This is a genomic window from Citrobacter sp. RHB20-C16, from assembly GCF_013890155.1.
Taxonomy (GTDB): domain Bacteria; phylum Pseudomonadota; class Gammaproteobacteria; order Enterobacterales; family Enterobacteriaceae; genus Citrobacter_A; species Citrobacter_A amalonaticus.
In genome coordinates, this window is the sequence record NZ_CP057630.1 from 4811250 (window position 1) to 4826303 (window position 15054).

Annotated in this window: 12 protein-coding genes; 9 read left to right on the top strand and 3 right to left on the bottom strand. The window is 53.1% G+C overall.

Features of this window, described 5'->3' with window-relative positions:
• The first annotated feature begins 7 nt into the window (after positions 1-7).
• Complete coding sequence (locus HVX64_RS22990) at positions 8-1153, top strand: glycerate kinase (RefSeq protein ID WP_044258269.1); 1146 nt, start codon at positions 8-10, stop codon at positions 1151-1153.
• A 101-nt stretch (positions 1154-1254) separates the two neighbouring features.
• Positions 1255-1536, top strand: a complete 282-nt coding sequence (gene ppiC, locus HVX64_RS22995; protein WP_001140251.1) for a peptidylprolyl isomerase PpiC — start codon at positions 1255-1257, stop codon at positions 1534-1536.
• A 122-nt stretch (positions 1537-1658) separates the two neighbouring features.
• On the opposite strand, the gene ilvC is transcribed toward ppiC, so the two are convergent.
• Positions 1659-3134 (bottom strand): ketol-acid reductoisomerase, encoded by a 1476-nt coding sequence (gene ilvC / locus HVX64_RS23000; protein WP_044258267.1) that lies wholly within the window; start codon positions 3132-3134, stop codon positions 1659-1661.
• A 158-nt stretch (positions 3135-3292) separates the two neighbouring features.
• Here ilvC and ilvY point away from each other — a divergent pair, with 158 nt between their 5' ends.
• The 7 genes from ilvY to HVX64_RS23035 all read left to right on the top strand — a co-directional run bounded on the left by ilvY (position 3293) and on the right by HVX64_RS23035 (position 11564).
• Positions 3293-4195, top strand: a complete 903-nt coding sequence (ilvY, locus tag HVX64_RS23005; protein WP_042998780.1) for an HTH-type transcriptional activator IlvY — start codon at positions 3293-3295, stop codon at positions 4193-4195.
• A gap of 132 nt (positions 4196-4327) precedes the next feature.
• A complete protein-coding gene (fabV, locus tag HVX64_RS23010) occupies positions 4328-5521 on the top strand; it encodes an enoyl-ACP reductase FabV (protein WP_042998779.1) in 1194 nt (397 codons plus the stop codon).
• A 726-nt stretch (positions 5522-6247) separates the two neighbouring features.
• Positions 6248-7537 (top strand): glycosyltransferase family 2 protein, encoded by a 1290-nt coding sequence (locus tag HVX64_RS23015; protein WP_082010097.1) that lies wholly within the window; start codon positions 6248-6250, stop codon positions 7535-7537.
• Positions 7534-8223, top strand: coding sequence for a methyltransferase domain-containing protein (locus HVX64_RS23020; RefSeq protein WP_181825198.1), 690 nt, complete (start codon positions 7534-7536; stop codon positions 8221-8223). The genes HVX64_RS23015 and HVX64_RS23020 overlap by 4 nt, the downstream gene beginning before the upstream one ends.
• Positions 8220-8612: a GtrA family protein gene (locus HVX64_RS23025; RefSeq protein ID WP_044258263.1), complete on the top strand. Its 393-nt coding sequence runs from the start codon at positions 8220-8222 to the stop codon at positions 8610-8612. The genes HVX64_RS23020 and HVX64_RS23025 overlap by 4 nt, the downstream gene beginning before the upstream one ends.
• Positions 8613-8707: 95 nt before the next feature.
• On the top strand, positions 8708-9862 hold the full coding sequence (locus HVX64_RS23030) for a glycosyltransferase family 4 protein (RefSeq protein WP_044258261.1): 1155 nt from the start codon (positions 8708-8710) through the stop codon (positions 9860-9862).
• Entirely contained in the window at positions 9843-11564 is a 1722-nt protein-coding gene (locus tag HVX64_RS23035; RefSeq protein ID WP_044258259.1) for a hypothetical protein, read from the top strand. The genes HVX64_RS23030 and HVX64_RS23035 overlap by 20 nt, the downstream gene beginning before the upstream one ends.
• A 54-nt stretch (positions 11565-11618) precedes the next feature.
• Here HVX64_RS23035 and ilvA read toward each other — a convergent pair whose 3' ends face one another.
• Positions 11619-13163 (bottom strand): threonine ammonia-lyase, biosynthetic, encoded by a 1545-nt coding sequence (ilvA, locus tag HVX64_RS23040; protein WP_043001785.1) that lies wholly within the window; start codon positions 13161-13163, stop codon positions 11619-11621.
• A 2-nt stretch (positions 13164-13165) separates the two neighbouring features.
• On the bottom strand, positions 13166-15016 hold the full coding sequence (gene ilvD, locus HVX64_RS23045) for a dihydroxy-acid dehydratase (protein WP_042998774.1): 1851 nt from the start codon (positions 15014-15016) through the stop codon (positions 13166-13168).
• Positions 15017-15054 lie beyond the last annotated feature (38 nt).

The following is a 15054-nucleotide window of genomic DNA, read 5'->3' on the forward strand; positions in this document are numbered from 1 at the left end:
GCACACGATGAAAATTGTTATTGCACCAGATTCATTTAAAGAAAGTTTGTCTGCCATGCAGGTGGCGACGGCTATCGAACAGGGGTTTCGCGAAATATATCCCGATGCCCAGTATGTCAAACTCCCTATGGCGGACGGCGGCGAAGGCACCGTTGAGTCGATGGTGGAGGCCACTGAGGGCCATTACCACTTTATCGATGTCACGGGCCCTCTGGGAACACCGGTCCAGGCACGCTGGGGAATGCTGGGTGACGGGAAGACGGCGGTGATCGAAATGGCTGCGGCGTCAGGTCTCCACCATGTACCGCCAGAGCATCGTAACCCACTGCTGACCACCAGCTATGGAACGGGCGAGCTCATCCTTGCCGCACTTGATCGGGGCGTTGAGCACATTATTCTTGGCATTGGTGGTAGTGCGACGAATGACGGAGGCGCGGGCATGCTACAGGCGCTGGGCATCGACCTCCTTGATGAAAACGGAGACGCGCTTCCCGAAGGCGGCGGTGCACTCAGTAAACTGGCAACAATCGACACTTCCCACGCCGACCCGCGTCTAAAGACGGTCTCCATCACCGTGGCCTGCGACGTCAACAATCCGCTGTGCGGTCCGACGGGGGCCTCTGCCATTTTCGGCCCACAAAAGGGGGCGACGGAAGCGATGGTTGCAGCGTTAGACGGTGCGCTGGCGGTTTATGGCAAGCGACTACAGGAGTTTACTGGTCGGGATGTAATGAATGCGCCGGGCGCTGGCGCAGCAGGCGGAATGGGAGCCGCATTACTCGGTCTACTGGGCGCTGATTTAAAACCCGGTGTGGAGATTGTGATTAACGCGCTGCAACTGGAGCGCCTGGTAGCCGATGCCAGTCTGGTGATCACCGGAGAAGGTCGCCTCGACAGCCAGAGCATCTGCGGCAAAACGCCGATTGGCGTTGCCCGCTGCGCCAAACGCTATCAAAAACCGGTTATTGCGCTTGCCGGCGGTTTGACCCAGGATCATCAGATTGTTCATGAGCATGGGCTGGATGCCGTTTTCTCTGTGTTGACGCGCATCGCCACGCTACCGGAAGCCTTAGAGGACGCGGAATACAATCTGCGCATTTCGGCACGTAATATTGCCAGCGTCTGGAAGCTGTCGCAGCAGCAAATTCACTAATCCTATATCCAGGCCAGTCACCAACCGCTGGCCTGGATATTCTTTCCCTCTCCCCACATGCTAAAATCGCCCCCTTCATTTCCCCGACTCAAGGCACGATCATGGCAAAAACCGCAGCAGCACTGCATATCCTTGTTAAAGAAGAGAAACTGGCACTGGATCTTCTGGAGCAGATTAAAAACGGCGCCGACTTCGGCAAACTGGCGAAGAAACATTCCATCTGCCCGTCAGGCAAACGAGGCGGTGACTTAGGCGAATTCCGCCAGGGCCAGATGGTTCCGGCGTTCGATAAAGTGGTCTTTTCCTGCCCGGTGCTGGAACCGACCGGCCCGCTGCACACCCAGTTCGGCTACCACATCATCAAAGTGCTGTACCGTAACTAAGCAAAAGCCCAGAGCGTTCAGACTCTGGGCTTTTTTTGCCGGATGGCACGATGCTTATCCGGCCTTCGGCTTTGCACTTTTGTAGGTCGGGTCAGGCGTAGCCGCCACCCGACAATGTCGGTTTAACCCGCAACGGCAATGCGCTTCATATCGGTCATATAACCACGCAGTTTCTGGCCGACTTTCTCGATAGCATGGCTGCGAATCGCGTCATTTACATCGCGTAACTGAGCGTTATCCACTGCGCCTTCAGCAATCGCTTTACCCAGGTCGCCGGTCTGCAGCGTGGTCATGAACTCTTTCAGCAGCGGTACGCAGGCATAAGAGAACAGGTAGTTACCGTATTCTGCAGTATCAGAGATCACCACGTTCATTTCGTACAGACGCTTACGCGCAATGGTGTTGGCGATCAGCGGCAGCTCGTGCAGGGATTCGTAGTACGCGGACTCTTCGATGATGCCGGAATCCACCATGGTTTCAAACGCCAGCTCAACGCCCGCTTTTACCATCGCGATCATCAGTACGCCTTTATCGAAGTACTCCTGCTCGCCGATTTTGCCTTCATACTGCGGCGCGGTTTCGAACGCGGTTTTACCAGTCTCTTCACGCCATGTCAGCAGTTTCTTATCGTCGTTAGCCCAGTCAGCCATCATGCCGGAAGAGAACTCACCGGAGATGATGTCGTCCATGTGTTTCTGGAACAGCGGCGCCATAATTTCTTTCAGCTGTTCGGACAGCGCGTAAGCGCGCAGTTTCGCCGGATTGGACAGACGGTCCATCATCAGCGTGATACCGCCCTGCTTCAGCGCTTCAGTGATCGTTTCCCAGCCGAACTGAATCAGTTTCTCGGCATATGCCTGGTCAGTCCCTTCTTCCACCAGCTTATCGAAGCACAGCAGAGAACCAGCCTGCAGCATACCGCACAGAATGGTCTGCTCGCCCATCAGGTCGGATTTCACTTCCGCCACGAAGGAAGATTCCAGCACGCCCGCACGGTGGCCGCCGGTCGCTGCAGCCCAGGCTTTAGCAATCGCCATGCCTTCGCCTTTCGGATCGTTTTCCGGGTGAACCGCGATCAGCGTCGGCACACCGAAACCACGTTTGTATTCTTCACGCACTTCAGTACCCGGACACTTCGGTGCCACCATCACTACGGTGATGTCTTTACGGATTTGCTCGCCCACTTCAACGATGTTGAAGCCGTGAGAGTAACCCAGCGCCGCGCCGTCTTTCATCAGCGGTTGTACGGAACGCACTACGTCAGAGTGTTGTTTGTCTGGCGTCAGGTTAACCACCAAATCCGCCTGCGGGATCAGCTCTTCATACGTGCCGACTTTGAAGCCGTTTTCAGTCGCTTTACGCCAGGATGCGCGCTTCTCAGCAATCGCCTCTTTACGCAGGGCGTAGGAGATATCCAGACCGGAATCACGCATGTTCAGGCCCTGGTTCAGACCCTGCGCGCCACAGCCGACAATGACCACTTTTTTACCCTGAAGGTAGCTCGCGCCATCGGCGAACTCATCGCGGCCCATAAAGCGACATTTACCCAGCTGTGCCAGCTGCTGGCGCAGGTTCAGTGTATTAAAGTAGTTAGCCATGGTGGTGTACTCCGTGATGTTGTGTTGTGGTGCTTATTATTCGGTTCGCTGTTCAGCGAGAATGACTCCACAGTACAACAGGAAATTTATTGCGGAAATTGATATATTCACAACGTCACATTGCAATAACTGCAACGTAAAAATTAAGAGGTTCGCCGGTGGATTTACGCGATCTGAAAATGTTCCTGCATCTGGCGGAAAGCCGCCACTTTGGCCGCAGCGCGCGGGCGATGCACGTCAGTCCTTCTACGCTGTCACGGCAGATCCAGCGCCTTGAGGAAGACCTCGGGCAGCCGTTGTTTGTCCGCGATAATCGCACAGTCACGCTGACCGAAGCGGGTGAAGAGCTGCGAACGTTTGCCCAGCAGACGCTGTTGCAGTATCAGCAACTGCGCCACACCCTCGATCAGCAAGGTCCGTCGCTATCGGGCGAACTGCATATTTTCTGCTCGGTGACCGCCGCCTACAGCCATCTGCCGCCAATCCTCGATCGCTTTCGCGCTGAGCATCCCTCAGTAGAAATTAAACTCACCACCGGCGACGCCGCCGATGCCATGGAAAAGGTGGTGACCGGCGAAGCGGATCTGGCGATTGCCGGTAAGCCTGAAACGCTGCCGGGCGCGGTGGCGTTTTCGATGCTGGAAAATCTGGCGGTGGTACTCATTGCCCCGGCCCTGCCCTGCCCGGTACGCAATCAGGTTTCGGTGGAGAAACCCGACTGGTCTACGGTGCCATTCATCATGGCCGATCAGGGGCCTGTGCGCCGCCGCATTGAACTGTGGTTTCGTCGCCATAAAATCAGCAACCCGCAGATTTACGCCACCGTGGGGGGGCACGAAGCGATGGTGTCGATGGTCGCACTCGGCTGTGGCGTGGCGCTACTGCCCGAAGTGGTGCTGGAAAACAGCCCCGAACCGGTGCGCAATCGCGTCATGATTTTAGAGCGTAGCGACGAGAAAACTCCGTTCGAACTGGGCGTCTGCGCGCCGAAAAAACGGCTGCATGAGCCGCTTATTGATGCGTTCTGGAAAATTGTGCTGGAGCGCAAAATTGCCGAGTAGTATCAGCGTCAGGTCTAAAATCAGAGGTAGATTCAGTTTTGCGGAATCTTTTCTGTATAATGACCCGCCATAATACACAGACGGTGTCATTGCCCCTATGACAGCGAAACACAAACTAAATTAGCCATCATTATGATAATCAAGCCAAAAATCCGTGGATTCATCTGTACAACGACCCATCCGACTGGCTGTAAAGTCAATGTGGAAAAGCAGATCGAGTACGTTAAACAAAACGGGAAAATCGAAAACGGTCCTTCCCGCGTGCTGGTCATCGGTGCTTCAACCGGCTATGGACTGGCATCAAGAATCTCCGCAGCGTTTGGCAGCGGAGCCGCCACTATCGGCGTATTTTTCGAAAAACCGGGTACCGAATCTAAACCAGGTTCAGCAGGCTGGTATAACGCCGCGGCTTTCGATGAAGCTGCAAAGCGGGAAGGTCTGTATTCCAAAAGCATTAACGGTGATGCGTTCTCCGACGAATGTCGTGATGAAGTCATCAAGCTCATCAAAGAAGACCTGGGCCAAATTGATTTAGTCGTTTATTCACTCGCTTCCCCGGTTCGTAAAATGCCGAAAACGGGTGAAGTTGTCCGTTCGGCGCTGAAACCTATTGGTGAGGTTTACACCTCTAAAGCAATTGATACCAATAAGGATCAGATCACGACGGCCAGCATTGAGCCCGCAACGGAAGAAGAAGTTCAGAACACCGTGACCGTAATGGGCGGAGAAGACTGGGAGCTGTGGATAGATGCCCTGCGCCAGGCCAATGTGCTGGCCGACGGCGTGAAAACCGTTGCTTACTCTTACATCGGTACCGACCTGACGTGGCCAATCTATTGGCATGGCGCGCTGGGCAAAGCGAAAGAAGACCTTGACCGTGCGGCAGGCGCGCTGCGTAATCAACTGTCTTCAATCAATGGCACAGCCAACGTTGCGGTCCTGAAATCGGTAGTCACACAGGCTTCTTCAGCCATTCCAGTAATGCCGCTGTATATCTCTATGGTCTTCAAACTGATGAAAGAACAAGGGATTCATGAAGGATGCATTGAGCAGATTAACCGTCTGATGACCACCAGCCTGTACGGTGACAAGGCTGCGCTTGATGACCACCAGCGTATCCGCATGGATGACTGGGAACTGCGTGAAGATATTCAGCAGGCATGCCGCGATCTGTGGCCGCTGATCACCACCGAAAACCTGGCGCAAGAAACCGATTATGCAGGCTACAAGCTGGAATTTCTCAACCTGTTCGGTTTTGGCCTCGACGAAGTCGATTACGAGGCTGATGTGAACCCCGAAGTCGAATTTGATGTGGTGACTCTGTAATTTGCTGATGTAAGAGCAAAAACAGACGTCTGATAAAGTCCTGGCTGAAAAGTCAGGACTTTAACTAATCAGAGCAGTGCCGCCCTGCGTAAAGAATATTCCCTACCGCAATCTATGAAACCTTCCCCTTGTTAAGCCGTTCCCAAAAACAGAACAAGTAGTCTGTGATGCTTGAGAGACGGCGTTGTGGCGATAACATTGGGTGAAAGACGTCGGCACTTGCTACACGAAAATATATTTATGGGTAATGCCTGACGCGCAGAATAAATCATCACATTATAGATATTAATAAATAACGAATAAACTGTTACTATTTTTCATGCCATAAACCAGTAGACTTAATAACGACAACTCCTGTACGATGCAATCTGATGTTAGATATATATAACGCAAATTAAGTTGTGAATTAACTTAACGCATATTATCCACACAGGGTATATTAACTAGCACCCATTCATATTCCAAATCATTCAGAATATGAATTAAATTAAAGTTGCCATTAGATATATAGAGCCTATCCCAATAGGTGTACTTTTACAGTCATGTTGCAACACGGGTGGCACGGCACAAAAGGTTCATAGCCGGAATACGTGAGGAGGACTCGCTTCACACGCCTTTCAGGCTGCTCTGATGGTCGTTCAAACGCCTGCCCAGGTTCAGAATGCCAAATGTAATAGCCCATTGGGATAGACTCTTAATCCTGCTCATGGATCGGAGCTTACTATTATGCATTCAACGCATTTTCATCGATTTGGTTATTCAGATAATTTATTAACTCCCGCCAACTATATTTCTCGACAGGTTGCCTTCTCCCCTGTTGAGATACCGGCGGCAGAGCCCGCGCCCCTGGTTTCAGCAATCATTCCATGCCTGAATGAAGAACTTACGCTTGCTATCTGTATTAAGAAAGTAACAGAAGCGTTTACTCGCCTGGGTATTCAAGGTGAAATTATCATCGGTGATAATGGCTCAACAGACCAATCCGTTGAAATTGCAAAATCACTGGGTGCCCGAGTTATTCATCAGTCCGTCAAAGGTTATGGCGCAGCAATAAGCGCGGCTGCCAGTGCGGCAAAAGGTAAATATCTCATTATGGCTGATGCCGATGACTCCTATGACTGGAGCCAGCTAGATATTTTCGTCGATGCACTGGAAAGCGGTGCAGACTTTGTTATGGGTAATCGATTTGCTGGAGGAATTGAACCAGGGGCAATGCCTCCTCTGCATCGCTATCTGGGAAATCCACTGCTTTCCGGCATAGCCAGGCTGCTTTACCACTCACCCATTCGCGATTTCCACTGTGGGATGCGGGCCTTTACCCGCGAAGCATTTCAAAAAATGGCCACTCGTTCTACCGGTATGGAATTTGCCTCTGAAATGATCATTAACGCGCACCGCGCAGGACTCATCATTCATGAAGTGCCTATCAAGCTCTATCCGGACAAACGCAACCGTCCTCCTCATTTACGTTCATTTCGTGACGGCTGGAGACATCTGCGTCTTCTCATCGCTCATGCCCCGGACAGGCTCTATTTGATCCCTGGCTTTACGCTACTACTGCTCGGAGCTATCGGCCTTGCGCTGCTTGCCGCAGGCCCCATAGAAATCAACGGTTACTATTTTGGTATCCATTTCGTTGCCCTGGCGACAATGTCGACGCTTATTGGTCTTATCGCTGTCCTGTTAGGCGTGTTAGCGAAGGTCGCCATCGCCATTAACCACCCGATTGCGGAAAGTCGGGTTATCCCCTGGCTCATGCGCTCGCATCCTCTCGAGTGGCTGGTATTCAGCGGATCTGCGCTTGCCATAGCCGGTTTTTTTGCCGACCTCCTCCTTGCTTTTCACTGGATATTTACCCGTGGCTCAATGGAACAGTCGGTACACATTGTTTTTGCCATCAGCACAGCCTGCATCGCTGGAGTGCTGATGGTCCTGGCCGGATTCGTACTACAGCTCCTGCTGGACAGCCTGAACCGGCATGATTCAGATACCTCACCGCAAGGACCCGGAGTATGAAAAGAAACAGGGCCACCCCTCGAATTTGGCACACTGACTGGTTGTTGTTACGTGCACTGGCGAGACGATTACGCGAGCAAGCAGAACGTCACATTCAGCCAAATACCTTCATGATCGACTTTGGCTGCGGCGATTCCCCCTATGCTGAAATGATGCGTCAGTTGAATATTAACTATTGTGGTGCCGATCTTGATGACAGCGGTACACTCAAAATTGACCCACAGGGACGTATCCCTTTAGCTGATGGTGCCGCAGGAGCCATACTTTCAGTCCAGGTACTGGAACACGTCAGAGATCTTGATGCGTATTGCTCTGAAATTCGGCGTTTGTTAAATGATGATGGTCTCTTGTTACTCTCCACGCACGGAACCTGGCTCTATCATCCTCATCCGGAAAATCACCGCCGCTGGACCCGCACCGGTCTCATATCCGATCTTACCGATCGCGGGTTTGTGGTTGAAGAAGTCGACGCTCTGGTTGGCCCATTGGCTACAACCACCATTATTCGCCTGACAGGTTTTGCGTTTTTCATCCGTCGGCTCCCCCTCATCGGCGGCGTTCTAGCCTCAGGTCTGGCCGTCATGATGAATCTGCGCGCCATGTTCGAAGATTATGTCACGCCGGCGCAAGTACGGCATGACAACGCCTGCGTATTTTTACTTCGTGCCCGGAAAGCACCCCGATGAAAATTCGCACCTCTTTTACTTATCTCTGCATTTCTGGCTGCTGTTTCCTGGGACATAATGCCATCATGATCGTGGCGGATAGTTTATGCGTTGCGCTCTGGTTAGCGATCCTGTTGTCTTTCGCCATCATCGCTACCGTCGGTTATATCCTGCACAGCTTATTCACGTTTAAACAACCGCTTTCATTTGCTGGCTTTGGCCGTTATACCATCAGCATGTTGTTGAATATCCCTCTTGCCTTTGTCAGCACCTGGATTTGGTATCACTGGCTGGAATTTCCGATGACCATCGCTGCGCCGCTTGCTTCGCTCTGCATGCTCGTGCTGAATTTTCTCCTTAGCCGTTGGGCTATCAGCACGTCAGGTCGCAGTAAAGCCATACAAATATGATTAACGTTCCCCTTAATCCGCACTATCAACAGAAGACGGTATCACACCATCTCGTGGTTTATCCCCATTCGATGCGTCTGGTGAGGGTCTAGCCAGTGAATATCTTGACGATCAGCCATTTCTACGAGGCACACGGCGGGGGTATTGAACGCGTTGCCGGGCATTTGTGCCGCCAGTTCGCACACCTGGGAGCGACACCGTATTGGGCAGCCAGCGCCAGCGATACGTTACCTACCGGTAATCTCAACATTATCGCGTTACGCTGCGTCGATCCGTTGGAGAAACTCACCGGTCTGCCAATGCCGTTACCTGGCCCTACAGCCATTTGCGCACTTAGCGACGCCGTACGGCGTAGCGACGTGGTGGTGATTCACGATGCGCTCTATGCCACATCAATCCTTGGTATGATGATGGCCAAACTCCACGCGAAGCCCGTCATTCTGATTCAACATATTGCCGCCATTCCTTTCAGATCACCCGTACTGCGTCTGCTTATGCGGCTGGCTAATTTGGTCGTAACACGCCCGATGTTATGGGCCGCCGATGCCAGGGTATTTATTAGCGATACAGTCCGCCATGACCTGCTTGGGACCCCTGCGCGTTATCCGTATAAATTGCTGTTTAACGGGGTTGATAGCACCATTTTCTATCCCCCCGTGACTTCAGTATCCAGTCAAACTCCGCTGGCAAGATACAACCTCCCGCCTTGTGCCCGGCGCATACTATTCGTGGGTCGTTATGTTGAAAAGAAAGGGTTGTCGATACTGCGCGCTCTGGCAATAACCAGACCGGAATGCCAGTTTTTACTGGCCGGAAACGGCCCACTTCGCCCCGCAGAATGGGGATTGAGCAACGTTTACGATCTTGGCGTTCAGGCCCCCCGCGCACTGGCAGAGCTTTATCGCTGTGCGGATGTTCTTCTGTTACCGGCCGTCGGAGAAGGCTATCCCCTTGTTATCCAGGAGGCAATAGCTTGTGGATTACCCGTCATCTGCGGTAGCCCGGCTCACAGAGCCGATCCCGTAGCGGCAAGCTGGATACATGGTGTGAACATAGACCTCAACGAGCCACAACGTTCGGCACAGTTCTGCTCTGTCGCAATAGATAACTGCGTGCTCTCCCTCCACGAACGTGAGGCCATGATTTGTTATGCCAGAGAACATTATAGCTGGCGAAAAATGGCGCAGGAAATCATGGAGTTGGTGCTAAATGGAGATGGAGATAAAGCCAATGGCAAAGCCAGAAGATAATAAAATGGATACCTCCGGCACGCTTTTTATTGGCGCCTGCCCGCGCAGGTTAACGCTCCTCCTTAGTGTGAGTATTGCCATTAAAGTTACGCTTATTTTCGTTTTTGCCTGGCATATTCTCTTGATCATGGATGAGTTTGCCCAACTTGGCTACGCCAAGTATTTTGCTAATGGACTATTCGACACAATTCACCCCCCTAAGGCCGTAGGGTTTGCGGTGTTTTATAAACTGGCTCACCTGATTGGCTGGGATGCGGTTTCGATCATTCTCGTCGCGCGGATGCAGACGGCACTTCTCGCTTGTGGATCCCTGCTGCTGGTCTATGCCTGCGCGCGTGCGCTGGGCGAGCAGCGCTTACGGGCGCTTTTTATTATTCTCGTTTTACTCTGTTTTACGAATTTTATGGAGCGTATCTTCCGCACCCGTTCAGAGCCCCTGGCGCTGTTTTTCGCCCTGGCCGCCATTCTGGTAATTCTGCGCGGCCATACGCTCAACGCAAGAAAGATTTTTATCGCCGGTATCCTGAGCGGACTGGCGTTTTTAGTTACCCAAAAATCAGCGTTCTTCAATCTGGCGCTTGGGCTTGGATTAGTGATTGACGCTACGCTGCGCAAACATTTCATCGATGCTATCGTTCGCGGCTTTTACTTAACCGCCGGTTGGTTACTTCCTGCAATTGCCTATTGCTTTATATTTGGCGGCAGCGACCCGTTACGTATCGCTGAAGGTTTGATCTTCGGTCCGGTAGAAGTGGCGATATACAGCAGCGAAGCCTATAACGGGATTCGTGTATATGTCTTGCAAACCCTTTTAGACAATACGCTTCTCTATCTGCTCTGTTTTAGCGGCATGATAATGGCATTAAAGCGCTGGAAAACCTTGAATGAAAAAACGCGCATCGCCCTGATTTTTTCATTCGTCATTACCACGTTAGTTTTCACTCATAACCAGCCCTGGCCCTATGTGTTTATTATGGCGCTACCGTTTATATCGCTCTGGTCCCTCATCCCGCTAGATAGCCTTCTCGCCCAAAACCGCAGGCCAGCCACGAGATTATTTATCCTGGCGGTGACAACAGTAACCCTGGTTTCAAGCTACTGTCTCAATCTCAGCTACCTGAAAATTAACAATGTGCAACAACTTGAACTGGTTACCAGAGCAGAAGCACTGCTCAAACCTGACGAAAAGTATTTTGATGGTATAGGGATGCTGCCCAACAGGCTGGAGCCGACGACGCTATGGCTCGATGCCTGGTATGTTTTAAAGACACGGCGAGAAGGTAAACATTCCGAAGCCTGGCAAGTGCTGACTCAGTCCCCCCCGAAAGTCATTATATGGTCCTACCGGTTGAGTAATATCTATTCTGCTATCGCAGAAGCCATCGACAACAGCTACGTCAAGGTCGCGCCAAATATAAGATTGGCGGGGCGACAACTACACATTGGCCGTCAGGAGGAATTTAACGTACCGCTGTCCGGAAGATATCAGTTGTACAGTGAAACCGGCACCCCCGTATCAGCACAAATAAACGTGGAAGGGATCACACTCGCCCCGCCGGTTACTTTGTCGGCAGGCGCTAAAACTATCACCTTACTTAATGGTCCGGAGAAGGCGCTATTGTTGCCGGAAGGGAATTATGATGGGTTGTTCAAAGACGGAGATGATAACAAAAAACTGTTTGCCCATACGTATTATCGTTGAGCTTACAAAAAAACAGGAGATAACCCGGTCAGGTCATCTCCTGTTAAGCCGCGGTTAGCCTGCAAGAAAAAAGCGGAATGCCGGGTTATGCGTTTCGTCGTGACACTCATAGCCCAGTTCTTGCAAACGCGTTTCGAAATCCGGTTCGTGATCGCCCAGTTCAAACGCGGCCAGTACGCGGCCATAGTCCGTGCCGTGGCTGCGGTAATGGAACAACGAGATATTCCAGTGGGTCCCCAGCGTATGCAAGAACTTGAGCAGCGCGCCGGGTGATTCCGGAAATTCGAAGCTGAATAAACGTTCCTGTAGCGGTTTCGACGGACGACCGCCAACCATGTAGCGTACGTGCAGCTTGGCCATTTCGTCGTCAGAGAGGTCAACCACGCTGTAGCCACCGTCGCGCAACAGATTCAGGATCTCCGTGCGTTCTTCCATCCCCCTGCTCAACCGGACACCGACGAAAATGCAGGCGTTCTTATCATCGGCAAAGCGATAGTTAAATTCAGTGACTGAGCGACCGCCCAGCAGTTGGCAAAACTTCAGGAAGCTGCCTTTTTCTTCCGGAATGGTCACTGCCAGCAGCGCCTCACGCTGTTCGCCCAGCTCGCAACGCTCGGAAACGTAGCGCAGACCGTGGAAATTGACGTTAGCGCCGGAAAGGATATGCGCCAGACGTTCGCCGCGGATATTGTGCTGAGCGACGTACTTTTTCATTCCCGCCAGCGCCAGCGCGCCGGAAGGCTCTGCGACTGCGCGAACATCTTCGAACAGGTCTTTCATCGCCGCACATATCGCGTCGCTATCCACGGTGATGATGTCGTCGAGATATTCCTGACACAGACGGAAGGTTTCATCGCCAATGCGTTTTACCGCGACACCTTCGGCGAACAGGCCAACGCGTGGGAGATCGACCGGATGGCCCGCATCCAGCGCCGCTTTCAGACAGGCGGAGTCTTCCGCCTCCACCGCAATCACTTTGATTTGCGGCATCAATTGCTTAATCAGTACCGCCACGCCCGCCGCCAGACCGCCGCCGCCGACCGGTACAAATACACGATCAAGATGCGCATCCTGCTGCAGCAGTTCCAGCGCCAGCGTCCCCTGACCGGCAATCACCATCGGATGATCGAATGGCGGAACCCAGGTAAAACCCTGTTGCTGCGACAGTTCAATCGCTTTCGCTTTCGCTTCATCAAAGTTTGCGCCATGCAGCAGCACTTCGCCGCCAAACCCGCGAACGGCATCGACTTTGATATCGGCCGTCGCAACAGGCATCACGATCAGCGCCTTCACGCCCAGACGAGCGGAGGAAAACGCCACGCCCTGGGCATGGTTGCCTGCAGAAGCGGTGATCACCCCGTGAGCTTTTTGCGCCTCGGTCAGCCCTGCCATCATCGCGTAAGCGCCTCGAAGCTTGAAGCTGTGAACGGGCTGCCGGTCTTCGCGCTTCACGAGGATCACGTTATCAAGGCGCGATGAGAGCTTTTCCATTTTTTGTAGCGGCGTCACCTGCGCCGCTTCGTATACCGGCGCGCGGAGCACCGCACGCAGATATTCTGCCCCTTCCGGGGCTGCTGACAGAGGTTGTGATTCGGCCATCATCAGCCTCCCAGTTTCGATTTATCGCGGACCGCGCCTTTATCGGCGCTGGTCGCCAGGCTGGCATAGGCGCGCAGCGCAAACGACACCTGACGCTGACGATTTTTCGGAGTCCACGCTTTGTCGCCGCGTGCTTCCTGAGCTTCACGACGCGCAGCAATTTCCGCATCGCTCAGTTGCAGTTGAATGCCACGGTTTGGAATATCGATAGCAATCATGTCACCGTCTTCAATGATCGCGATATTGCCGCCGCTGGCCGCTTCCGGTGAAACGTGACCAATGGAGAGGCCAGAGGTGCCGCCAGAAAAACGACCGTCGGTAACCAGTGCGCACGCTTTGCCGAGGCCCATCGACTTGAGGAAGGTGGTCGGGTAAAGCATTTCCTGCATCCCCGGTCCGCCTTTCGGCCCTTCGTAGCGGATCACGACCACATCGCCTGCCACCACTTTGCCGCCGAGGATCGCGTCAACCGCCTCATCCTGACTTTCATACACTTTGGCCGGGCCAGTGAACTTCAGAATACTGTCATCCACGCCGGCGGTTTTGACGATGCAGCCATTTTCCGCGAAGTTACCGTAAAGTACCGCCAGACCACCATCTTTGCTGTAGGCATGTTCCAGCGAACGGATACAACCTTCAGCGCGATCGTCATCCAGCGAGTCCCAGCGGCAATCCTGCGAGAACGCTTCTGTAGTACGAATACCCGCAGGGCCTGCGCGGAACATCTGCTTCACGGCGTCATCTTGCGTCACCGTGATGTCATACTGCTCAAGGGTTTGCGGCAACGTCAACCCCAGCACGTTCTTCACGTCCCGGTTCAACAGGCCCGCACGATCCAGCTCGCCCAGAATCCCCAACACCCCGCCCGCACGGTGAACATCTTCCATATGGTATTTCTGCGTACTCGGCGCCACTTTGCACAGCTGCGGCACTTTACGGGAAAGTTTGTCGATATCACTCATTGTGAAATCGATCTCCGCTTCCTGCGCCGCCGCCAGTAAGTGCAGAACGGTATTGGTGGAACCGCCCATCGCGATATCCAGCGTCATGGCGTTCTCAAACGCTGCCTTGCTGGCTATGCTGCGCGGCAGCGCGGAGGCGTCATCCTGCTCGTAGTAACGTTTAGTCAGCTCAACAATGCGTTTACCGGCATTGAGGAACAACTGTTTACGGTCGGCGTGAGTCGCCAACAGCGAACCGTTACCCGGCTGTGACAGGCCCAACGCTTCGGTCAGACAGTTCATCGAGTTCGCGGTAAACATCCCGGAACAGGAGCCACAGGTCGGACAGGCGGAACGTTCAACCTGATTACTCTGATCGTCAGAGACTTTCGGGTCCGCGCCCTGGATCATGGCATCGACCAGATCGAGCTTGATGATTTTATCAGACAGCTTGGTTTTCCCGGCTTCCATCGGACCGCCGGAAACGAAGATCACCGGAATGTTCAGACGCAGGGAAGCCATCAGCATCCCTGGGGTGATTTTGTCGCAGTTGGAGATACAGACCATTGCATCGGCACAATGGGCATTCACCATGTACTCCACCGAATCTGCGATCAGCTCGCGCGACGGCAGTGAATAAAGCATGCCCCCGTGACCCATAGCGATACCATCATCCACGGCAATGGTATTGAACTCTTTCGCCACGCCGCCGGACGCTTCAATCTGTTCAGCGACCAGTTTACCGAGATCGCGCAGGTGCACGTGTCCTGGCACAAACTGGGTGAATGAGTTCACGACGGCAATGATCGGTTTGCCAAAATCGGCATCCGTCATTCCGGTTGCGCGCCACAGCGCGCGGGCTCCTGCCATATTGCGGCCATGAGTGGTGGTAGCGGAACGGTACTTAGGCATGCGTTATTTACTCCTGGTGTCTGTAAAACGGGACGGTG

Coding starts and splice junctions, on each gene's coding strand:
- HVX64_RS22990 (WP_044258269.1), top strand. CDS start 8: ATGAAAATTGTTATTGCACCAGATTCATTTAAAGAAAGTTTGTCTGCC.
- ppiC (WP_001140251.1), top strand. CDS start 1,255: ATGGCAAAAACCGCAGCAGCACTGCATATCCTTGTTAAAGAAGAGAAA.
- ilvC (WP_044258267.1), bottom strand. CDS start 3,134: ATGGCTAACTACTTTAATACACTGAACCTGCGCCAGCAGCTGGCACAG.
- fabV (WP_042998779.1), top strand. CDS start 4,328: ATGATAATCAAGCCAAAAATCCGTGGATTCATCTGTACAACGACCCAT.
- HVX64_RS23015 (WP_082010097.1), top strand. CDS start 6,248: ATGCATTCAACGCATTTTCATCGATTTGGTTATTCAGATAATTTATTA.
- HVX64_RS23020 (WP_181825198.1), top strand. CDS start 7,534: ATGAAAAGAAACAGGGCCACCCCTCGAATTTGGCACACTGACTGGTTG.
- HVX64_RS23025 (WP_044258263.1), top strand. CDS start 8,220: ATGAAAATTCGCACCTCTTTTACTTATCTCTGCATTTCTGGCTGCTGT.
- HVX64_RS23035 (WP_044258259.1), top strand. CDS start 9,843: ATGGCAAAGCCAGAAGATAATAAAATGGATACCTCCGGCACGCTTTTT.
- ilvA (WP_043001785.1), bottom strand. CDS start 13,163: ATGGCCGAATCACAACCTCTGTCAGCAGCCCCGGAAGGGGCAGAATAT.
- ilvD (WP_042998774.1), bottom strand. CDS start 15,016: ATGCCTAAGTACCGTTCCGCTACCACCACTCATGGCCGCAATATGGCA.